This is a genomic window from Enterococcus sp. DIV1444a, from assembly GCF_051712125.1.
Lineage (GTDB): Bacteria > Bacillota > Bacilli > Lactobacillales > Enterococcaceae > Enterococcus > Enterococcus faecalis.
Genome location: NZ_JBIOOG010000001.1, coordinates 2500278 through 2523560 on the forward strand (window position 1 = coordinate 2500278; position 23283 = coordinate 2523560).

General features: G+C 39.2%; 18 protein-coding genes. 6 read left to right on the top strand and 12 right to left on the bottom strand.

Going from position 1 to position 23283, the window contains the following annotated elements:
* Positions 1-3 precede the first annotated feature (3 nt).
* From allE to sylA, 6 genes are all read right to left on the bottom strand, one after another.
* Positions 4-789, bottom strand: a complete 786-nt coding sequence (gene allE / locus IGI87_RS12055; protein ID WP_002384779.1) for a (S)-ureidoglycine aminohydrolase — start codon at positions 787-789, stop codon at positions 4-6.
* Positions 790-810: 21 nt separating this feature from the next.
* Positions 811-2034 (bottom strand): allantoate deiminase, encoded by a 1224-nt coding sequence (gene allC / locus IGI87_RS12060; RefSeq protein ID WP_104854793.1) that lies wholly within the window; start codon positions 2032-2034, stop codon positions 811-813.
* A 181-nt stretch (positions 2035-2215) separates the two neighbouring features.
* A complete protein-coding gene (gene allB, locus IGI87_RS12065; RefSeq protein ID WP_438737162.1) occupies positions 2216-3580 on the bottom strand; it encodes an allantoinase AllB in 1365 nt (454 codons plus the stop codon).
* Positions 3581-5077 carry an allantoin permease gene (allW, locus tag IGI87_RS12070; protein ID WP_438737164.1) on the bottom strand — a complete coding sequence of 499 codons (1497 nt, stop codon included), beginning with the start codon at positions 5075-5077 and terminating at the stop codon, positions 3581-3583.
* Positions 5078-5670: 593 nt separating this feature from the next.
* The gene (locus IGI87_RS12075; RefSeq protein ID WP_164982924.1) at positions 5671-6183 is read right to left on the bottom strand and encodes a GNAT family N-acetyltransferase; all 513 of its coding nucleotides are present in this window, start codon (positions 6181-6183) and stop codon (positions 5671-5673) included.
* Positions 6184-6201: 18 nt separating this feature from the next.
* Positions 6202-6654 carry a transcriptional regulator SylA gene (gene sylA, locus IGI87_RS12080; protein WP_438737166.1) on the bottom strand — a complete coding sequence of 151 codons (453 nt, stop codon included), beginning with the start codon at positions 6652-6654 and terminating at the stop codon, positions 6202-6204.
* Positions 6655-6846: 192 nt separating this feature from the next.
* On the opposite strand from sylA, the gene IGI87_RS12085 reads away from it, so the two are divergent.
* Complete coding sequence (locus IGI87_RS12085; RefSeq protein ID WP_438737168.1) at positions 6847-7539, top strand: hypothetical protein; 693 nt, start codon at positions 6847-6849, stop codon at positions 7537-7539.
* Between the two features lie 166 nt (positions 7540-7705).
* Here the strand turns inward: IGI87_RS12085 and IGI87_RS12090 are convergent, their stop codons facing one another.
* From IGI87_RS12090 to IGI87_RS12100, 3 genes are all read right to left on the bottom strand, one after another.
* On the bottom strand, positions 7706-9367 hold the full coding sequence (locus IGI87_RS12090; protein WP_438737436.1) for a SulP family inorganic anion transporter: 1662 nt from the start codon (positions 9365-9367) through the stop codon (positions 7706-7708).
* Positions 9368-9485: 118 nt separating this feature from the next.
* Entirely contained in the window at positions 9486-10157 is a 672-nt protein-coding gene (locus tag IGI87_RS12095; protein ID WP_438737170.1) for a glucose-6-phosphate 1-dehydrogenase family protein, read from the bottom strand.
* A gap of 263 nt (positions 10158-10420) precedes the next feature.
* Entirely contained in the window at positions 10421-12079 is a 1659-nt protein-coding gene (locus IGI87_RS12100; RefSeq protein ID WP_438737172.1) for a PucR family transcriptional regulator, read from the bottom strand.
* A gap of 127 nt (positions 12080-12206) precedes the next feature.
* Here IGI87_RS12100 and IGI87_RS12105 point away from each other — a divergent pair, with 127 nt between their 5' ends.
* The 5 genes from IGI87_RS12105 (at position 12207) to IGI87_RS12125 (ending at position 18785) form a co-directional block, all read left to right on the top strand.
* Positions 12207-13073 (top strand): DUF2877 domain-containing protein, encoded by an 867-nt coding sequence (locus IGI87_RS12105; RefSeq protein ID WP_104855173.1) that lies wholly within the window; start codon positions 12207-12209, stop codon positions 13071-13073.
* On the top strand, positions 13051-14610 hold the full coding sequence (fdrA, locus tag IGI87_RS12110; protein ID WP_438737174.1) for an acyl-CoA synthetase FdrA: 1560 nt from the start codon (positions 13051-13053) through the stop codon (positions 14608-14610). Before IGI87_RS12105 ends, fdrA begins: the two co-directional genes overlap by 23 nt.
* Positions 14597-16021, top strand: coding sequence for an oxamate carbamoyltransferase subunit AllG family protein (locus IGI87_RS12115; protein ID WP_438737176.1), 1425 nt, complete (start codon positions 14597-14599; stop codon positions 16019-16021). Before fdrA ends, IGI87_RS12115 begins: the two co-directional genes overlap by 14 nt.
* A 42-nt stretch (positions 16022-16063) precedes the next feature.
* Complete coding sequence (locus tag IGI87_RS12120) at positions 16064-17245, top strand: hypothetical protein (RefSeq protein ID WP_438737179.1); 1182 nt, start codon at positions 16064-16066, stop codon at positions 17243-17245.
* A gap of 100 nt (positions 17246-17345) precedes the next feature.
* Positions 17346-18785, top strand: a complete 1440-nt coding sequence (locus IGI87_RS12125) for a helix-turn-helix domain-containing protein (RefSeq protein ID WP_438737438.1) — start codon at positions 17346-17348, stop codon at positions 18783-18785.
* Positions 18786-18790: 5 nt separating this feature from the next.
* Here IGI87_RS12125 and IGI87_RS12130 read toward each other — a convergent pair whose 3' ends face one another.
* From IGI87_RS12130 to IGI87_RS12140, 3 genes are all read right to left on the bottom strand, one after another.
* Positions 18791-21343 (bottom strand): cation-transporting P-type ATPase, encoded by a 2553-nt coding sequence (locus tag IGI87_RS12130; RefSeq protein ID WP_438737181.1) that lies wholly within the window; start codon positions 21341-21343, stop codon positions 18791-18793.
* A gap of 149 nt (positions 21344-21492) precedes the next feature.
* On the bottom strand, positions 21493-22755 hold the full coding sequence (gene sstT / locus IGI87_RS12135) for a serine/threonine transporter SstT (protein ID WP_002355037.1): 1263 nt from the start codon (positions 22753-22755) through the stop codon (positions 21493-21495).
* Between the two features lie 128 nt (positions 22756-22883).
* On the bottom strand, positions 22884-23276 hold the full coding sequence (locus IGI87_RS12140; RefSeq protein ID WP_438737183.1) for a potassium channel family protein: 393 nt from the start codon (positions 23274-23276) through the stop codon (positions 22884-22886).
* Positions 23277-23283: the final 7 nt, after the last annotated feature.

Here is a 23283-nt window from a genome sequence, read left to right on the forward strand (position 1 = left end):
TCTTTATAATTCTGGTTCACGATTGGCATCTTTGGAATAAACGTACATTAGCGGTTCTTCACGGCCAACCGCATAGGCTGCTTGTGGCACATAGGCACTCATGAAAATATAGTCCCCTTTTTCCACTGGATACCATTCATTGTCCAAATTGTACATCCCTTGGCCACTAATTAAATACGCACCATGCTCTTGGACATGCGTTTCAATGTAGGCATGACTAGCGCCTGGTTCAAAAGATAAGATATGCATATTCATATCAAAGTCAAACTCTTTCGGCAATAAACTCCAAAGTAAAACATCTGTCATTCCTTCATATTCTTCGGGTTGTTGGTCATGAATTGACCCAACCACTTTATAAGGTTGATGGCCTGCCAACGGCTGATAGCGTTTTTTATATAAGAAAACTTCTGTATCCGCTTCCTGTGCATTCGCTAAATACATTTTCATTTCAGGCGTAAAGTAGGCGTAGCCCCCTGCTTCAAGCTCATGGGTTTCTTGACCATCTGAAACGCGCAAACGACCGTCAATGACATAAACCAACGTTTGAATCCCGTCGCCACCAAAACCAGTTGTTTGTTGACCATTTTTATGAAACGTAGCAATGTAATCCACAAATGTCGCACCTAATTTAGGCGATCCCAAAATGGAAATATCGACATTTTCAAAACCAGGTACTGCATTTTGCACCAAACCATCATGGGGAATAATGGCGTAATTGTCTTTTTTTATCACAGCTCTTGATGTTAACAATTCTTTTTGGTAACCTACTCGATTATTTTTATAACCCATCACAATTCTTCCTTTTCTATCTTATTTATACGCTAATTCATATAAGGTATCTGCTAAAAGCTTGACGCCTTCAACCAAATCTGGAAATGCCGTTGCTTCTGCTGGATTATGACTAATCCCACCAATACTTGGCACAAATATCATCGCTGTCGGGTAATGGGGCGCAATAATTTGCGAATCATGCCCAGCGCCACTATGCATCATACGATACTGATACTTGCCTTCTTTGGCTTTTTGTTCAATAACTTCTACAATTGCTTGATTCATCGGTACGGGTGCTTCATCCATCCAGCGGTCAATCGCAATAGTTAAGCCTAATTCTTGAGCAATTGTCTTTATCCGTTCTTCTAATTCACCGGTAAAATGTCGTAAAAAAGCAGCGTCGGTATGACGGCAGTCAATTGTAAATTCCACTTCTCCAGGCACCACGTTGACTGTATTGGGCTTCGGAATGACTTTGCCAAATGTTAAAACTAACGGATCACCAATTTCGTTCGCACGATCAATGGCTTCTGCACAAATTTTAGCAAAACCATACACCGCATCATGACGGTAACTCATTGGCGTAGTCCCTGCATGATTAGCTTGCCCTTTTAAATTAACCGTGTAGCGACGTTGCCCCACAATACTATGAACAACACCGACTTGGAGCTTTTCGTTCTCTAAAATATTGCCTTGTTCAATATGAATTTCGACAAATGCTTCGATGTCCTCACGTCTTGTTTGCTCCTGCCGAAAATCAAAGCCTTGGCGGTGCATCTCATCAACAAACTTTTTGCCTTCGTTGTCAGAGATGTCGACCACTTCTTCACGTTTGGCTTCACCGACGACATTTTTGCTTCCCCAGAAAACCGTTGGAAACCGGCTCCCTTCTTCTTCAGCCATCGAAAGCACTTCTAAAGAACGCCGTGGCTTCCCATATTTGTCTAATAAATATTGAACAGCCGTCATGGAAGCAATAACACCATATTGACCATCTAAGGTCCCGCCATTAACTACTGTGTCGATATGTGACCCAGTTAAAATCGTTTCCTGAGGAAATTCCGTTCCTGCCACTCGACAAAACAGATTCCCGACTTCGTCAAATTGCGTTTCCAGTCCAAACGCCTCAGTTTGGCTTTGCACATACTTTTGTGCTGCCAACCACGAATCGGTATAAAGTAAGCGTGTCATCCCTCCTGCAGGATCACTCCCAATTGCTGACAACTCTTCGATTCTTTGTTTTAAAACTTTTTCCAAGTCCATCACAAAACCTCCTGACTGATTACACTCTGATTGTAAACGTTTCCCGAACCATCTTCATTGTACTTATCAAACAAAGTTAAGTGTTTTTTTGTGCAAAATAACTAATGTATATCCCGTAACTCGTGGACAGAGGCGCTAATTCAATCACGCTTCTGTCCCTTTCCATTTCTAAAATAAATGTTTAATTTTTGATAAATACGCCGTTAAACGCCTCGGTTACCCCAGTTTCTTGTGCGTAAATTGTTTCGCCTCTTAAAATTGTTTGAATCACTTGGGCCCCAATTTCACGACCAATGTAAGGACTAATTTTATTTCGATATTCTAAATCTTCTGCTTTTAAGATATACGGCGCATTAGGTTTAATTAGTACAAAATCGGCATCCTTACCAATACTGATGTGGCCCTTTTGTGCTAAGTGATAACGGTCAGCTGGATTTGCTGCAATCATATCCGCGAATTGTTTCAAGGATAAACCACGTTTTTGGACGGCTTCATCGAATAACACATCGACGTTATTTTGAACACCAGAAATGCCGCCCCATGCTTCAAAAGCATTAGTTGTATCTTTTAAGTCTGGCGTACAAGGAGAATGGTCAGAGGTTACAAACGCGATGCCGCCTGTTTGCACGTGGTTCCATAATGCGGCTTGTTGGTCCGCGTCACGAATCGGCGGCGAACATTTGACAACTGGACCAATGGCATCAAGTTCATCCGTGGTAAAATATAAATAATGCGTACATGTTTCACAAGTCACATCTACCCCTTCTGCTTGGGCTTTTAAAACTTCTTCCACACCTTCTTGACAAGCCACATGGCAAATATGAATCCGACAACCTGTTTCTTTGGCAAATAAAATAGCTTTTTGAATCGCTTCAACTTCGGTAAACACAGGACGTGTAGCTACATATGCTGCTAAAGTCGTTTCGCCATTTTGATAAGCTAACGCGCCTAATTTATCCGTAATTGGCGCATTTTCTGCATGGATTGCTAGCACTTTGCCAGTCTTGGCAACTTGTTTCATTCCTTCATATAGCGAATAATCGTCGACATTTTGAAAATCTCCTTCAATTGAACGATCGCCGCACGTTCCTAAAAAGCATTTATAGCCGGAAACGCCTCCTTCATCAAGTTCCTGAATCCCGCCAGCCAAGTTGGTCGGGACCACGCCGCCAAATGACCCTACATCTACTTTTAGTTTATTTTCTCCTGCCTTGTATTTGATCTCAAGAGAGGTCTTATCCACAGTTGCTGGAATCTGATTTAAAGGCATTTCCATAAAGGTCGTCACGCCCCCTTTGGCACAAGCGGCCGTTCCTGTGACATACCCTTCCCATTCATCGCGGTAACCACCACCAGGATCGGTAATATGAACATGGGCATCCACCATCCCAGGACTAACGACTAAACCCGTCGCATCAAGCACACGTTCTCCTGACAAGTCTTGCCCGATCGCTACGATTTTTCCTCCTTGAACGGCCACATCCGTAATGACTTCTCCAGTTTCTAAAATAACTAACCCGTTTTTAATCACTAACTCTGCTTGCATTTATTTTCCCTCCTGATAAGCTGTTTCTTTCACTTTTTTTGAATCCCAAGTCCATTTTTTTAACACTAAGTACAGCACAAAACCTGTGGCAAAGCCCACAAACCACGAAATATCAGCAACGATTTTAACCTGTGGAATAAATTGACCACTTAAGGAAAGAACCAACGCCAGAATAGTAGCGACATACGCCGGCTTGTTTAATCCGTAAAAAGGATTGGCTTCCTCTTTTTTGTGTTTATCTACGTATAAAGCATTTAAATCAATTTGTTGCTTTTGAATAAAATAATAATTCGCAATCATCACGCCAGCGACTGGTCCTAAAACAGCCCCAATTGCGTTCAGAAAAATAAAAATACTATCGGCGTTTTCCATCAGTTTCCAAGGCATAATGAGAAAGCTGATAACACTGGCAATCATGACGCCTTTTTTATACGTCATTTTTTTAGGAAACATGGCCGCCAATTGATAACCTGCCGGAATAATGTTCCCCGTTGCATTGGTTGAAATAGTCGTTAATAAGAAAACCGACATGGCTAAGACCACCACCGCCACATTATCTAAACGATCAATAATATTTAAAATATTCCATTCTTGAATCCCAAAATACAGCGAACCGCCTAACAGAATCACTACACTGGAAAAAGCAAAAATCCCATAACCAACAACTAATCCTGCTGTTTGCCCCACAACCTGAGCACGTGTCGAGCGCGCATTCTTAGTAAAATCCGCCACACTAGCACCAGGCGCTGACCAAACGGCCACAACCGAGTTAAAAATAATCAGATACGCCACCAGTGGATTGACTGAACGAATCGCACTAGAAACTTGATAGGACAAAATTGATGTTAAACCACCCCCAGCACGAATGGCCCAAATCGTTAATCCAATAATAACGACATAAATCAACGGACTTAAAATGGCGGTAAAACGGTTCAAAATTTTGCTACCACCGAAACCTATTGCCACATTTAAGAGCCAGAAAAGAGTAAACGCCATTAATTCAGGCAGCCCGAGACCAAAAAACTGGAATGACCCACCAATTTCTAAAAAGTTCGGCCAAAATTTCCCTAGAATAATTAATAAAGCAAGCGATCCAGTAAATGTTTGCAAGCCAAACCAAGCAATCGCAGCCACACAACCTCTTAAGAACCCTGGCAGTTTTGCCCCGAGACTGCCGTAAGTAGACTGTAAGTGTATCGCAAAAGGAATCCCATATTTAGAGCCAGCCACGCCATTCAGATTCATGAAGGCTGCTACAATGAATGAGCTTAACACAACTGCCAGCATAACTTGCAGCGGCGATAAACCTAAGAAAATAAAGCCACCCACTGCTGCGTAATTCGGGATATTATGAATCGAACCCATCCATAATGTAAAAAAATTGTGCGCGCCCATCGTCCGTTGTTTCGGGTTACTTGGCAACAAATCTTCATTGTAGCCACGTGCTTTCATCGCTGTTTCTTCTTGAGCTGTTACTTGAGACACATTTTTCTCCACGACAAACTCTCCTTTTTATTAAAAATTTTTCTATTAAAACACCCTGCCTTCTCTTTTTTTGTCACTTTTGCACAAGCATGTGCACCTCTCTCATCACATAGATTGTAAGCGCTTTTTATAACAAGAATCATTAGTTACCCCAACTAAATAACAAACGATTCTTTGTTCACTTTGAACGAAAAAATAGCAACCTTTTTTGTATCGTTCTTTCACTCTAGAAAGTAAGAAACAAATCTTTTTATTCACATATTATGTACAACTTCTCTTTTCAAATACTAAAATACACTTATTATTAAAAAAGACACAAATAAATTATATGTTTAAATGAAACAAAACACAACATTTTTTAATCAAAAACACACAAATCAGATAAATCAAGGTAGACTTTCAAGAAGAGACCCATTCTGAAAAAAGACGCTGACAAAAGAGTTTTCTCACAAGATCAACATTTTTTCACAGATTTAAAATCTTCTTTTTCAATTTTTACGTTTTAAAAAATAACATTTCGAAAATAAAAAAATACTTAGTTTTAATCAAAAAAATAAACAAAGATTTCTGATAAAATCAGAAATCTTTGTTTAGAAGTTGCCTTGCTACAGTTCCTTTAACAAAATAAAATCCGTCTGTTCATCGTCTCCCATAAAAAATGAATGTTGACTGTAATAGCGGTAGCCAATGGTTTTATAAAATGCCCGCGCCGCATCATTGTGTTCCCAGACACCTAGCCACAGTGCTTTTTTACCAAATTCACGAGCTTTTTCTTCCGCCAGTTCTAACAATTGTGTTCCCAGCTTCTTTCCTTTAAACGCAGGTAAAATATACAATCGCTCAACCTCGAGCTTCTCTGGCCCCATCGGTTCCGTTTGCGCCGTCTCACGATTTAATTTCATGTAGCCAGCTAATTGATTATCGACAAAGATAAAATAAAAGTCAGAGTAGGGATTAGCCAATTCCTTTTGTAATTTTTCTAAATTGTAGGCTTCTACTAAATAGGCTTGCATATTTTCTGGCGTGTTATACGGTCCAAAAGTATCTGTATATGTTTCAATGCTGATTTCTTGTAACACTGGTGCATCCTCTATTGTTAATTGTTTTATTTCTCCCATCAATCAGTCGTCCTTTCCTTAATAATTTCGGGTATTCCCTTTTTTAACAAATTCCCAATCTGCGCTAACATTTTTACGCATCCGAACTAAGTACTCTGCCAATTGTGAAATTTCCACTTCTGACAAGCCTTGCAAAGCAACTTGATTCGAGTGTTGATTTTCGCGCACAATGATTGGATAAACGTTTTTCCCTTTTTCTGTGGCATAAATCCGCTTAATTTTTTTGTTGCTTGCATCTTCTTGACGATAAATAAAGCCTTGTTCTTCCAAACGCTTAATCGCCCGCGCCGCTGTGGTTCGATCAACTTTAATCAGTTCGGCGATCTTTTCTTGGATAATTCCAGGATTTTCACAGACCCTGACCAAATAAAGATATTGTCCTCGTGTTAAAGATAATTCCTTAAATTCAATATTACTGATTGAATCTAAGGCCCGCGCAATCATGCCAATTTCTCTTAAAATATCTGTCACTAGGACACTTCCTTTCGCTAATATTTTATGATTGTCATTACTTTAACTTATTTTTGTTGTAAATGCAACAAAAATAAGTATAAAAACTACAGATTTAAACAATTTGAGCATTCGTGAAAATAAAATAATTATTCCTTTTGTTATATTAACAAGTAAGATAAAATTAGTTATAGCGTCTATAGGAGGAATAGTATGAAAAAATTAGTTTGTGTTATTTTAGTTATTTTTTTAACAGGTTGTAGTTCTCAGAAAGCGAATGAACCTAAAAAACAAGAAAATTCTACCAATAGAACAACATCAATGAAAAGCAGTACTAATCATTACAGTTCTAGCACAGAAACAAGCTCTAGTAATAAACTAAAAGAAACTTCTGAAAGTTCCAGTACCACTCAGGCTTCGTCAAAGTCTAAAAATGAAGTATCTACAAATGTCGAAGAAGCAAATTCTTTAGAAGCAACACCTTATGCTGTCGATCTTAGTAGTTTAAACAATCCACTCGTATTTAATTTTAAAGGAATGAATGTGCCAACTTCAATTACATTAGAGAACTTAAATTCAACACCAACTGCTACCTTCCGAACTAAATTGTTTGGGGCTGAAAATGGTCAAGTGAAAGAAGCCATTAATAAATATGACCTATCTATAAATACAATTCCTACAAAAGAGATTAGAATATTTTCAGCGGGCGATAACAGTATTCGCACCGTTAAAGTAAATACAGAGTTAATTTTAGGAACTAATATTTCTTCAAACAATGAACAAAATAAATCGGGTACTTTATACTTATTCAACAATAAAAATGGTTCGATATCTTTAATCACTCCTAACTACGCAGGCAATGTTACGGATGATCAAAAAGACGTTATGCTAGAAGTAATTCAATAAATACCCTAAAAAAAAATAATAAAGAGAAAACTTCATACTTAGAAGGTTTCTCTTTATTATTTTTTAGGAACTCCTCTAGAAACTCGTTTTAGTCCCCACTTATTTTTCTTATTTCTTCACCCATTAAGCACGCAATAGAAAATAGAACATTTCATTTGAAAATGACTTATTGTTCTGCAACATGCACTGTTTGTAAAAATTCTGCGACTGAGAAATGGTATTCTTTCTCTTGATTTCCTTGAATGGTTCGAATCATTTTTTCAACTTCTGGTTGCAGAGCGGCAAACTGAACTTGTTGTCCACGTCCTTCTGCTGCAAGACAAAATTCTTCTAAAATATCTAACGCCGTACTGTCAATGCTAGGAACTCCTCGCATTGAAAATACCACGCCACTTTTTGTTTCCAATTTCAGTAACGTTTGTTTCAATCGTTCTGAAGACATGAAAAATAACGGGCCACTCAAATAAACCACCACCCAATTTTCCGTACAAGCGGTCGGTACTAGCCCCATTCTTGACCAATCAACTTCCTCGACATTAATCGTAATCACGGCACTTTTCGCAATGAAAAACAGGCAACCCGCTAAGACCCCTAAAACAATCGCTAAACTCAAGTCAAAAATAACGGTCGCTATCATCGTTAAAAAGAATAAACATAAGGCTGTGTGGAAACGTTTCTGGAAGAATTCTTTAATCACCGACCATTCATTCATTCGCCACGCTGTCACCACTAAAACACCAGCTAACGCAGGCATGGGAATTTTAGACATGACTGGCGATAAAAGCAACATCGATAACAATAAAAAGACCGCATGAAAAATACCCGCTAAACGTGTTTGCGCCCCAGATTTAATCACTACGCTCGTGCGGGCAATCGCTGCCGTCGCAGGCACGCCACCGAAAAATGGCAAAATTAAGTTGCCAATTCCTTGTGCCACTAGTTCCTGATTACTGTCTAATGGTTTCCCTGTCATGCGACCAGCCGAAGCGCCACAAAGCAAACTTTCAATCATGCCTAACATAGCAATGCTAATCGAAGGCACCAAAATATCCTGAAACGCACTTAATTGAAGCGAACCAAGTTCCAAACGTGTATCACTAAAAATACTTGTCGGAATTTTCCCTACAGTGGCCACTGGCAGTTGAAAAACCACTGTCGCTAAAGTAGCTAAAATAATCATCACCAATGAAGCTGGTATCATCGCATTCCACTTTTTCGGAAAGAACACTAATCCAAGCACCACTAAAAACGACATAACCGTCGTTGGTACACTTAAATCAAAGCCCAATGAACGATAACTGCTGATTTTCTCAATTAAATTGTGGCCTTCTGAACGAACCCCAAAGAAATTATCAAGCTGCCCCAACGCAATAATAATAGCAATTCCTGAAGTAAACCCAGTAATGACCGGTGACGGAATAAAAGAAGTCAAGCTCCCTAAACGCAAAATCCCTGCCAAAAGCAAGAAAATTCCCGCCAAAAAGGTGGCCAATAAAATCCCTTGCATGCCATGCACTGCCGCAATTGACATTAAAATAGCTGCCATCGCACCTGTTGGTCCTGAAATTTGATAAAACCCACCCGAAAGGCTTCCAATCACAATTCCAGCGATAATCGCCGTGATCATGCCAGCTGCTGCAGTGGCGCCACTAGAAACACCAAACGCTAACGCTAATGGCAACGCGACGGCTGCGACAGTCAAACCTGCCAAAAAATCTTTTTTCAATTTTTTTTGATTATACCCTTTAAATTCATCCCTTATCATTTGTGTGTACTTTTTAAACATTCGCATCCTCTTTTCATGAAATTTCCATTCTAAAGATATCATATTTTCGGAAAGATAATAAGGTGTTTTGTGAAGTAAATCGCAATTTTTTCGTCTTCTCTCCATTATTAATGAGTTAATTGTTGATGACTAGAAGAAAAAAACTTCTCTGATCAATAAATCAATCAAAGAAGTTTTTTTCTTCATGTAATGCTACGTACAGAGGAGCTAATTCTTGAAGCGCCTGACAACTTTTTTCTTCAATCGTTTCAAGCTTTTCCGTCGCAAACCACAACTTACCGATCTGAAATGAGCGATTGCCTATCCGCTCTTCTAGAATTTTCCGTTGTTTTTCATCTGCTAAATAATCTTTTAAAGGCAAATGGTCCACTAGTTCATCCTCCTCCTGCGGCCAAATATAATAACCTTCGCAGTCGATGGTTTGACTCCAAGCTTCTAAACGATTAAGCAATTGATTGTAAGCGACGACTGAGCCTGCCCGCTCCTCACTTTTGTACTGTTGAAACATCAAATATACTTGAAATTGCTTTTTATTTAATAACAACGCCAGACAAGCATTTTCCGCTTGGCGTTGCTCACTGCGATACGCAGCCCAGAAATGACTGCGTAAATTCCAGCCGTTGGTCCAGCTTTCGATTTTCGGCTTAGTGATGCCGAGTTCAGCTGGTAAACTTTGGGCGATGACGAGGTTTAAGGCTTTCCACTTTTCCCAATGTTGCTTGTAGATTTGCTTTAAGGCATCGATTTCTGCTGATGTTTGTTGCTCTTTGAGTTGTTTGAATGTGAAGATTTCTCGGTTGAATAGGTTGAAGTCTTGATGGGTTAGGTTCATTTTTGGGCTTCTTTCTAGGGTGTATTTTGTTAAAATTATTTATTATATCATGATGTAATTTTTGATGATATATAAAACAGATAGTGTATAGAGACGATTGGGAACAGTGTAAGTGTAATGAAATACCCCAACTTTTTCAATAAAAAATGGCATCTTTTCAATAAAGATGCCATTTTTTATTGATTAAATTATCCTTCTTGTATAATCGTTTCTTTTAGCTTTATATATTCCATTAAATTAAAAACCGCCACTTATATTGCTTCTTAAGTTTCCACAAACAACGCCACTTCCAGCGCCAACAAGTCCACTTCCTTATCAAAATCCAACAGCACTAGCTGTTCAATTTTCTCCAATCGTTGTAACAAAGTATTGCGATGAATAAAGAGCTTTTTGGCTGTTTGAGACAAGTTTCGCTTTGATTGAAAATAGACATTCAGTGTATGGACAAAGTCGGTATGTTGCTGTTGATCACTTTTCTGCAATGGTTGAACATATTTTTTTCTGAGGGTTGCTTGTCCTTCTTCTAAAAAATAACGTTGTAGTGTCTGTCTAAAATGAAAATTCGCGTAGGAAGCAATCCTCATTTCAGGTTTTTCTGCAACGAATTGGCGTTGAAAGGCTAAAACGTCAATCGCTTGTTGATAAGATTCATGAATCTGGGTCAGACCTTGAATCTTAGGTCCTATTGTTAGGAAAAGTTCCACATCTTCTTGTACTTTCATTAACTGATTTATGCTACTTTGTGCTAGGCGTTGCATCATTTTCAGATAATCGCCTTCTTTTTCAGGTGGATCTTCAACTAACAAAACAAAGGAACTATCAATTTCAATACAAACAATTTTTTGTTTGTCCCCTAAGATAACTTGGTTTAGCTGGTTACCTGAAATAGACATTCTTTCTTGCCTTTGGCGTTCATTTAAGGTTAATGAAATTAGCAAAATCGCATAGGGCTTATCTATTGCCAAGCGATAATATTGTTGAAATTGTTGGAAGACAGCTTGGTCCCTCTTTTCATGCGCAATCAGCTTAAAAAATAATTCGTTTCGTTGTTGGTATTCTTCAAATTTCCGTGAGTATTCCAATTGCAATTGTAAAAGCAAGTAATGAGCTGTGATTTTAAAATGCGCCACGTCGACTGGTCGTAATGGAGCCAAGGTGTTCCAGACGAGTAAATAATATAAAATAACATTTTTCTTTTTAATTGGATAAATTTCAATTGGCACCACTTGGTTCTGGAGTTTCAACTGTAAATGAATCGGTTCTTGATAAAAGCGTAATAATGGATGACTTTGTTCAAGTAATTGTTTTTGGAACTCTGAGGTTTCTTGTCTATCTTCTAAAATGCTAGAAATACGAATTGGATTTTTAGGCAAGTCAAAAAAATTAACTCCTTCAAAGTGGTCATTCAATAACAAGACAGGATTTTGAATGGTTTCTGCTAGATCCTGCAGCAAATGAAAACTGCTACTTCCCGTTTCTAAGATTTGATAAATTTTATTATGCAATGCGGTTTCTTGCGCATTCATGTCAAATTGTTCTAACGTGACACGACTTTTCAACACGTCAGCAATTTGCGAAAAGGTGTAATTGTAAGGAATTGCTAAAATAGGTACATTCATTTCATTTGCTAGTTTGATTAGGTCTGGTGGAACTTCTTCAAAATAACGTTGGGTTTTAAATCCCAAGGCAGCACAATGGTGTTTGGCTAGTTCTTTCAAAAAATTTTTCTGTAATTTCCGATCATCTTTAAATATGTACCCTGTCGTTAACAGTAGCTCACCTGCTGTTAACCAATCTAAAATATCAGGATTTTCTAAAATATTGACTTTTAAAATCGGTTGGTCCTGATTTTTATGTCCTGCTACTAAGGTAATGCCAGGTAATTCTTCTAACGTTAATAAATCACTCACTTTTAACATCATTTATCCTCCCAATGTACAAATTGTCCATTCAAACTTGTAAATCAATGTCATTTTTAGCAATTGTTTAGCCTGCTGGATTCTTTTATTATGAAGTCGTGAAAGCGCTATTAAAAAGGAGGTCGTTGGAATGACAAAAATTTTAGCTTATGACCAAACGATTTTATCGAAACTCCCTCATCAAACATTGACTAGTTTGCAATGTTTTACGCACGCTATTAATTATGGTCATGTAGACACCCAAGAAATTCTCTTGACCATTTCAACGCATCCCGAACATATAGCACCTAACACGATTATACTCGATGAAAAAAAACTTAGCCATTTCGCTGATTTACCTGTCCAAATTGAGCCCCTGTTTATCCGGTTAGGCCGACGACACTTAACCCTAGCCGATGCCCAAATTTGGCAACCAACGCCACTTTATTTAACACCCAGTAAAACAAAAATAGCTATTTTTTTAACGTATATTCAGCAAACTCGTTTCAATCCTTGGCAAGCGCTTTTTCCTGCTTCGCCGTCAACCTTTCTTTTTGATTCTTATAGTCGGACCCAGATTCAAAAAGAAATGATTTATTTTCAACAAGCTTGGGCGCAAAAATCTTTTAAAATAGCTCTTGATTGTTTAACGAAGATTTTGGGATTGGGGATTGGTTTAACTCCCACTGGCGATGATTTTATCACAGGATTACTTGCTAGTTTTTCTGCATTACAGCAACTTCCCTCGAAATTCCAACAGCTGGCTGTGCTAGCCAAGGAACGAACGAATGCGGTCAGTTATGCGGAAATCCATGAAGCAGTGAACGAGCGATTTTCTCAACTAGTTCAGCGTGTTTTTTTATCAATTGAAAGTGGAAATACAAATGAAATGGCTCAAGCGGTTTCGGCTTTAGAGGAGGTGGGCTCAACTTCAGGAAGCGACATACTTTGCGGCATTATTTTTGGTTTAAAACTATTTTGTGAGGAGAATAATCATGACAATTCAAACAGTAATTAAAGAGAACGCCTATTTTGATTCAGTTACTTTAATGACCATTTCAACACGAGCCAATGAACTGGCTGGAGTTAAAACTGCAATGATTGGGATGGGAACCGACATGAATCTTGAAGTGATTCGGAATGTTGGTTTATATACACCCGCCTTGGATCATGTTACAACGGGTGATTTATTAATTGTTTTAGATCTTGATGACCAAGCGAACTCAGAAGAAATTTTACAGCAAGTCGACGAGTTATTTACGAAGAAAAAGACAACCGCTTCTTCTGAAGTAACCTATAAGACGTTAGATTCAGCCCTTCATGAAGAGCCTGATGCCAACTTAGTTGTAATTTCTGTCAATGGGAAATTTGCTGCACGAGAAGCGCATAAAGCTTTAGATCAGCAAAAACACGTCATGCTCTTTAGTGATAACGTGACGGTTGACGAGGAATTAGCGTTAAAACAAAAAGCACACGAAAAAGAACTGTTTGTGATGGGCCCTGATTGTGGAACAGCGATTATTAATGGCGTTGGGTTATGTTTTGCTAACGAGGTACGTTCAGGAGATATTGGAATTGTCGGCGCGTCTGGTACTGGTAGCCAAGAAGTTAGTGTTCAAATCCATAAATATGGTTATGGGATTTCACAATTAATTGGTACTGGTGGCCGTGATTTGTCTGCTGAAATTGGTGGGCTGATGATGCTTGACGGGCTGGATGCTTTAATGGCTGACGAACAAACTAAGGCAATTTTGCTTATTTCTAAACCGCCTGCTCCAGAAGTAACAGAGAAAATTTTAAAAAAATTAGCTGTTTCAACTAAACCAGTTGTTATTTATTTTATCGGCAGTGAACAAACGGAACGAAAAATAGACAACGTCACTTTTGCTACTTCTTCTCTGGATGCAGTTCAAAAGGTGATTCAATTTAGTCAAACACAGGAAGCGGAAACCAGCCTCTATCAAAATCCGACAGGCGCAATGTTAACAGCCATCCAACAGCAACAAGCCCCTTCTCAAAAATTTGTTCGTGGGTTGTTCTGTGGTGGCACTCTTTGTGATGAACTTTTATATACTTTAACAGAAGTCTCTGATGATGTTTATAGTAATATTCATAAAATTCCTGAACGGCAATTAGCAAATCCTGACCACAGCCAAGCACATACATTGATTGATTTCGGTGATGATCGTTTCACAGAAGGCCGCCCACATCCAATGATCGATCCGACTTCTCGGATTACTCGCATTCTTCAAGAAGCCAAAGATCCTGAAGTGGCAGTTTTAGCGTTAGATTTTGAATTAGGTTATGGTTCTCACGAAAATCCTGTTGGCGTGTTAGCGGAGGCGTTAAAGGAAGCCAAAGCAATAGCAAAAGCAGATGGTCGTGAGTTAGCCATTATTGGCTATGTTTTAGGGACCGAAGAAGATCCACAAGATATTCATGAACAGCGGAAAATTTTAGAAGATTTAGAGGTTCTCGTTGTCGACAGCAGTCATCAACTTTGCGAAGCCACCAAAACTTTTGTAAAAGGAGCGAACGAACATGAGCAGAAATGATCTTTTTAACCAGCCTTTAGATACGATCAATGTAGGCATTGACTTTATTCATGAAGATATGAAAAAACAAGGGATTCCTTCACATCAAGTAAATTGGGCACCGCCTGCCAATGGTGACCCAGAGCTATTGAAATTATTGGATCAATTAAAAAGTCCAACACTTTATGAAAAAATCCAACAAGCCAACGAAGAAGCGGTTACCCGCATTATTCAATCAAAACCTATTTTAGTGGGATTTGATAAAACAATTAATGTCATGCCCAAGATGACTGAAACGACCATTTTACATGCTGGGCCGCCCATTACTTATGAAAATATGTGCGGACCGATGAAAGGTGCCGTTCAAGGAGCGCTTGTTTTTGAAGGATTAGCAAAAGATCTAGCTGATGCCGATCGGGTTGCTCGTTCTGGCGCGATTACGTTTTCGCCTTGTCATGAACATGATGCCGTTGGTTCTATGGCTGGCGTGACTTCTCCGAATATGTACGTTCATATTATCAAAAATGAAACGTACGGCAACACGGCTTTTACTAATTTAAGTGAACAATTGGCGAAAGTTTTACGATTTGGTGCAAATGATCAATCCGTCGTGGATCGTCTGATTTGGATGCGCGATGTTTTAGGTCCATTACTTCATGATGCCATGACTTTTTGTCCAGAAGGCATTGATTTACGCTTAATGCTTTCGCAAGCCTTGCATATGGGCGATGAGTGCCATAATCGCAATGTAGCTGGAAGTACGTTGTTAGTCCAAGCATTAACGCCTTACATGGTTCAAACTGATTTTTCTCGTGAACAATTAAAAGAAGTATTTGAATTTCTTGGCAGTTCTGACTATTTTTCTGGTCCAACTTGGATGGGCGCCGCTAAATGTGCGTTAGATGCTGGACATAATGTGGAAAATAGTACAATTGTCACCACCATGTGTCGCAATGGGGTCGAATTTGGGATTCGTGTCAGTGGGATTGGTGGAAATCACTGGTTTACAGGGCCTGCCCAACGGGTGATTGGTCCGATGTTTGCCGGTTACACACAAGAAGATGCTGGTTTGGATATGGGCGATAGTGCTATTACAGAAACGTATGGTGTTGGCGGATTTGCCATGGCAGCTGCACCAGCAATTGTCCCATTAGTTGGCGGAACAGTGGCAGAAGCATTGAATTATTCAAAAGAAATGCTGGAAATTACTACGAAAGAAAATCCCAATGTCACGATTCCTGTTTTAGATTTTATGGGGATTCCTTCAGGCATTGATGTCTTAAAAGTCTTAGAAACAGGGATGCTGCCTGTCATTAATACTGCTATTGCTCATAAAGAACCGGGGATTGGTATGATTGGCGCTGGATTGACTAATCCGCCAGCAAATGTCTTTAACGAGGCACTAAAAGCTTTAGTAGCTACAATAAACTAATTTCAAAAACTTAGTAAAATGTCATTTTTTTGGAGCGATCATATGAAAAATAAATCGATCAATTACGAAGCCGTTTTAGCTCTTGGTGTAAAAATTTTTTTGGGAATGTTCCTGTATTGGATCATGAATGGCTTTCGACATGTGTCTAACTTTTTTCCTTACAATGACGTAGTTACCAAAGTGAATCAGCAGGGGTTTTACAAATTTATCTATTTTGTCATGAACTTCACGGAAGGTGAATTTTACGGCGGACTTTTTACAACGCTTTTCTTACTAATCGGCGGTCTGATTGCTTGGCAACTTTATCGAAAAAATTCAAAATGGCAGGGATTTGCAATTGCTGGTGGTTCTGGTATTTGGCCTTGGGTACTTGCTTCTCAGCTACTTTCCCTCTTTTTAACTATTTATGTTTTTGATTTTACACGCTTTTTTACAAAAGAAGTGTTGTGGTTACCAACGTTTATTGTGGTTGTTGGCACGCCGCCAGCTTTAACACTCGTTTACGGTCCTGGCTGGAAAAAATTAGGAACGATTTCTCTTTTGAGTGCGCTTTTCACCTTTCCGTTTGCCAATTGGCTGAATGCGCAATTGATGCCCCTTTTAAATGTACCTGGGACAGTTTCCAACGTTACCACAATGGCTTTTGTTGGCTGGATTGTTTCAGCCATCTGTCATCAACTGCCTTGGATGGTTCCTTCTATTGCACCAATCGCTCAGAAGCGACAAAAACAACCTAAAATTGAAAATACGCAAACCTTTCAATGGTCAATACGACGCACTTTTGCTGACTTCTCCGAAGCTTGGTTTTATGGAAATGAGTTAGTTGGAGGTTTGGTAATTCTAGGCGTTTTAACAGATTGGTTTGTCAATATTAATCATATTACAAATGGTTCTGGCTTAGTTCCTGACATTTTAATGGGACAAATGATTGCTTCGGCTGTTGGTGTTTTTCTTTATCGAAAACATTTCGCTGAAGAAGGTTGGTATCCAACGTTTATGCCACTGGTCAGTATTGTTCCTGGTGTGATTTTAATGATGGGTGGTGGCTTTTGGCTTTCCCTGACCATCGCCGTTTTAGCAGGAATCAGTGCGGCCCCTGTCGGTAGCTATATTGCTAAACGATTACCTCCCTTTGTTCCTGGTGCTGTCGGCTTTGTATCTGGAATGGCTGTTGTAACTATTTTATTGTCAGCCGTTTTGCATACATTTGATATTTTTGTATAGTGAATAAAAAGAAGCGAATGATGATTCGCTTCTTTTTTTAATTGACCAATCCCCTTTTTATCCGTATTCTTAAGCAAAAGGAGGTTTTGCCATGTACTCCATGTTAAAACGTGTGATAACAGAAAAGGATTTGCTTCGGCAAATTCGTTTGTTGGAACAGTTATTAAATGTTCCACAACTGACAGCGAAGCGTTTAGCCACGCAAATCCAGACGACAGGGCGAACCGTTTTTTCGGATTTGCAGTATATTCGCAGTCAATTACCCGCCGACTGGTCCATTGAAACCGATAGCAGTGGTATTCGGTTACGCAATCAGGGGAATGCGCAAACCAACGAGCTTTGGTCATTATTTTTACCTCAATCCATTAGTATTCAGCTATTAAAAGAGCTACTATTTACGAAAGAGTTGGTGACAACTTCTTTTTTGAGCACTAGTGGTATTTCTTATGAAACTTTGAAGCGACATATCAAGAAAATGAATCAGGCCTTACGTGATTTTCATTTAACGATTCAGCTAACCACAACCACCATTCAGCTGATCGGGGCAGAAAGCAATATTCGGATTTTTTATCATCGTTTGTTGGTGCCTTTTACTCACAATAATTATTTTTTTGACGATTATTCTATTCATGAGGAGCATTATTTCCAATTTTTAAAACAAGTTTACAGTAGTGAGTTGACGGTGGAAACGGAAGAAATTTTTGGCGCTTGTTGGTTTTTTATTAACACGATTCGCAACAAAGCCAACTGCCGAGTGAGTCAATTTTCTTTTGACTCAAAAGATGTCTTATTTCAACTTTATCAACCGTCCTTGGCAAAGCTTTATGCTTCTGAAGGCATCTATTTGCAAGGAGAGGAAAGTTTTTTTGCCTTCTTTTGTTTCTTAGAAAGCTGGAATTACGATAATGTCTATGGCAAAACGTTGGCTTCTGCGCTCCACACTCATTACAGTCAGCTGCGAAAGTCGTTACAGCAGTTTGTCACTAATTTTTCCACTGAAGAAGCCCGACCTGATTTAACCCAAACAAATTTATTAGATAATCTGTTATTGTTATTCATTAAATATACCGAGTCCCCAACACTTTCTGAGCAATTTCAATTGGAATATCAAGAATTAATGACCGAACAAGCCGCGGAGGACCTTGCGTTATCAAAGAGCAACCAAGAACTTTTGGAGATTTTATCTCGCTACACCACGATTGAAGAACCAACTTATTTTCTTAGTTTGGCTTCTTTGTTAGAAAAACAAGCTATTTATTCCATTCAGGCGCAAACGATGACCGCCTATTTCCTCTTTCAAGGGGAACCTGCTTGGAAAGCTTTTTTGCAACAAGAATTAGCCGCTTATTTAGGTACTCGCGTGAAATTACAAGCTATTGAATATGTGGAACTAAGCCAGTTGACGTTAAATGAAGCCGACATAATTATTTCCAATTTCCCCTTGGATCATCTTGATCTTCCTGTCTTTTATCTCTCTTTAATTCCAACAAAAAATGAACTCCGCCGACTAGCAGAGCTCACTCTTCATTCTTATTTTTAAAGGAACTAGCGAGGACATTCGCTAGTTTTTTGGCTTTCTTTCGTCATGAATCGTTTGGTTATATATTTTTCCCCTTCGACAAGGAAGAACAGACTCACAACATGGACGAAAATCATTGCTAATTGAAGGCCATTTAAAGAAGTTGTGCCAATTAATTGCTGCGCTACTGGCAAGTAGACCACTAGTGCTTGTAGTAAAAAGAGGATTCCTAATGAAGCAAACAACACTTTATTTTGGAAAAAGCCTGTGCTTAACGACGGATCAACCAACTTACGACAGTTTATCATATACGCTGCTTGTGCTAAGACGATACTTTGTAAGAGGAAGGTTTGCTGTAAGGCTTGTCCCTCGAATTGTAACGCCATGAGGTAACCTGGTACCATAATGAGTACCGACACATAGACGATTCTAAAAATACTGTACTTTGTTAAAATGCCTTCATTGACATCTCTTGGTGGTCGTTTCATGATATCAGCACTCGCTTTTTCAAAACCTAATGCATAAGACAAAGTAATCGTAGTTACCATGTTTACCCATAATATCTGGACAGGTGTCAACGGGAGAGGATGATTCATTAAAAGCGCCCAGACAACAATTAAGCCTTGTGCCAAAGAGGTTGGCAAGAAGAAGGTAATCGTCTTTTTCAAGTTATCAAAAATGCGGCGCCCTTCTTTCACAGCTTTAGCAATCGTATGGAAATTATCATCTGCCAAAACCATATCTGCGGCTTGTTTTGTTACTTCACTTCCTTTAATTCCCATGGCAATTCCAACATCGGCTTTCTTTAATGCTGGCGCATCGTTCACACCATCGCCGGTCATGCCGACAATTTCGCCATTGTTTTGTAACGCCGTGACAATTCGTAATTTATGTTCTGGCGTCGTTCGTGCAAATACATCGACATTTTGAACGTGCTGAGCTAATTCTCCATCTGACATAGCATCAATTTCTAGTCCTTCAAGCACTTTTTTCGTATGCTTTAAACCAACTTGCTCGCCAATGGCTTGCGCTGTATCTTTATGGTCTCCGGTAATCATTTTGACTGAAATACCTGCTTCTTGAGATTCTTTGACGGCTTGAATGGCACTTTCTTTTGGCGGATCGATGATGCCTGCCAGACCAGCAAACGTCAATCCTGACAATGTTTCATGTGTCAGTTCCTGTTGTGACGTAACTGTCTTATAGGCAAAACCTAATACTCGTTGTCCTTTTTGCGCTAATTGCGCAGCTTGTGCTTGCCAATCACCTTTTTGATTATCAGATAACGTAGAAAGTTGTAACAATACTTCTGGTGCACCTTTGACATAAATAATTGAACCTTCTGCTTGCGGATGGCGAGTGGCCATGTATTTGTAACTTGAACTAAACGGAATTTTCTTTTCTACAGGGCGTAAAGACAGTTGCTCCTGATCGACATATTGTAGTAAAGCTAACTCGGTAGGATTCCCTTGCAAGTCGGCGATTTTTTGTTGGTCTTGTAATTTCAATTCTTGACAGTTGGCCATAATCTCTTTGACAATGGTCATTTCTTCAGTCACTACATCCATTACCGTCATTTCATTTTTAGTTAGCGTTCCCGTTTTATCTGAACAGATAACTGTCATTGAACCTAATGTTTCAACGGAAGGCATGCCTTTAATAATCGCATTTTCTCTAGCCATCTCATGAACACCCATCGATAAAATCATCGTTAACACAGCAGGTAAGCCTTCTGGAATCATTGCTACAATTAATGCAATCATCGCAGAAAATAAGAGGCTCCATTCCATGCCATGACGAAAAGTGGTAAAGAAAATCAGAAACACGATCAAGACCATAATCCCTTGGAAAATTTGCTTGTTTAATTGGTGCATTTTCCGTACGAGCGGCGTTGTTTTTTGAGCTACTGACTGCAACGCGTGATTAATTTTTCCAACTTCAGTGGCATTTCCTGTTTCTACTACAACACCTAATGCCGAACCTGCTTGGACAAGTGTTCCTGAAAAAGCCAAATTCTTTTGATCGCCTGTTGGCAATTCCTCATTCAAGGAACCGGTAATTTTCTCCACGGCTTCTGATTCGCCTGTCAAAATTGATTCTTCAATCATCAGATTATGAACATCAAATAAGCGCAAATCTGCTGGAACTACATCGCCAGCTTGTAACGTGACTACATCCCCCAGAACCAATGTTTCAGAAGAAACGGTTGTTTTTTGTCCATCAATTAGAACGACTGCCTCTTGGCCCATCATCTGTTTCAGGCCGTCTAATGATTCTTCTGCTTTACGCTCTTGCCAATAACCGACAAAGCCATTGACAAGCACCACTAGAAAAATGATACTTCCTTCGATCACTTCGCCTGTGGCAAATTTTAGAATTGCGGCAGCAAGTAAGACCACCATTAGTAAATCTGTAAAATGTTTGGCTAGCTTTTGCCACGTTTTCAGTTGTTGTTTTTCTTCAATTTTATTTGAACCATTCGTTTGTAAACGTTGCTGACGTTCTTCGCTAGAAAGACCCGTTTGCTTCGTCTTAGTCTGCTCGATTACTTTTGTTGAGGAAAGTTGATACCATTTCATTTCGTGTACCTCCTATTTACTTGATACCTTTATTATAGAGAGGATTTTCTTCACAAAATGGTCGATAATTTCAGTGGCCCCTGAAAAAAATGGGGCCGAGATTATAAAAGAAAGGAACAACCCACATTTTAGCGGGTTGTTCCTTTCTTTTAAATATTTTCTTGTTCGACCACCAATTGACTTTTGCCAATTAACGCTTTGACATCAATAATTTCACCATTTTTACGTCGGTCTGCTAACTCAACTGAGGTGGTAAACAACAAGTCACTAGAAGAGTTCAACGCTGTTTCAATGGAATCTTGGACTACGCCGACAATAAAGCCAACGCCGACGACTTGCATGGCAATGTCATTGGAAATGCCAAACAAACTACATGCAAGCGGAATTAACAACAAGGAGCCACCAGCAATTCCTGAAGCCCCACAAGCAGAAACAGCGGCGATGATACTCAACAATAATGCTAAATAGATTGGTACGGACATGCCTAATGTGTGGACTGCCGCCAATGTCATAATAGTAATCGTAATGGCTGCGCCGCCCATATTAATCGTTGCGCCCAGCGGAATAGAGACCGCATAAGATTCTTCATTTAAATCCATTGCTTTCGCCAATTCCATATTAATGGGAATATTGGCCGCAGAACTGCGTGTAAAGAATGCGGGAATCGCACTTTCCTTTAATACAAAAAAGACTAACGGATACGGATTTTGTCGAATATTCCAAAAGACAATCGCTGGATAAACGACTAAAGCAACCACGGCCATCGTACCAATTAACAATAATAATAACTGACCATACTTGGCTAACCCTGCAATGCCTGTTGTTGCCACCGAATGAAACACCAAGCCTAGAATGCCAATTGGCGCAATGCCGATAATCATTTGAACGACCGTGGTAATTCCTGTTGAAAGGTTAGCAATCACATCCTTGGTAGCGACCGAACTTTGGCGTAACCCAATGCCGATTAATGAGGACCAAAATAAAACAGATAAATAATTGCCTTCAATCATCGCTTGAATCGGATTTTGGACAACGCTTGTTAACACATTGCTTAAAACATCGCTAAGTTGCGTTGGAGCTGCTTGCGCTTCCTGCGCCGCCTCCAAGACAATCTTAACGGGAAACAGATAGCTTGCCGTCACGGCAACAACAGCTGCCAAAAATGTCGCTAACAGATACACAACTAAAATTGATCCCACATATGTTTTCGCTCCAGCCTTTTGTTGGGCTAGCGATGCAATAATTAAGACAAAAACTAAAATCGGCGCAATTGCTTTTAAGGCACCCACAAACAATTCACCAAGAACGCTGATGAAGGTCCATTCAGGCACCAAGAAACCCAAGGTGGTTCCAATCACAATCCCTATCATGATTTTTTGAATTAACGATAATTTCCGAATCGCTTTGACCATTCACTTCACGCTCCTTTAAAATAAAATACAGTTTGGGACATACTACCATAATTATTAAGATAAAAAAAGAGTGTTTCTCAAAAAACTTTCATTTTTCGAGAAACACTTGGTCAACTAATCAATTTCGTCTATTTTTCTGAAGACTTTTCCGCCGAATGTTCTTTGTTTTTATGGTGATGGTGGTGATGGTGGTGATGATTTTGTTTAGAATACAGGTAGGATTTTGCTACGACCGAAATAAACATAGCCATAATCCCCAAGCCCACTGTAGCATAAACCATGGTGAAAATTTTTCCCAAGTCAGTGACTGGATGAATATCCCCATAACCAATCGTGGTTAACGTCATGAAACTTAAATATAACGAATCTAATGGCGACAATTTTTCCACTGTTGAATAAAAAATGGTCCCACTCAACAACGTGGTTGCCAATAAAAAGAACAAGGCACGAGTGTCTTCTTTTTTTAAGATACCTAAAAAAGATGAAAATAATTTTTTGACAGAAATAAGTAAAGATAGCAACAAAATG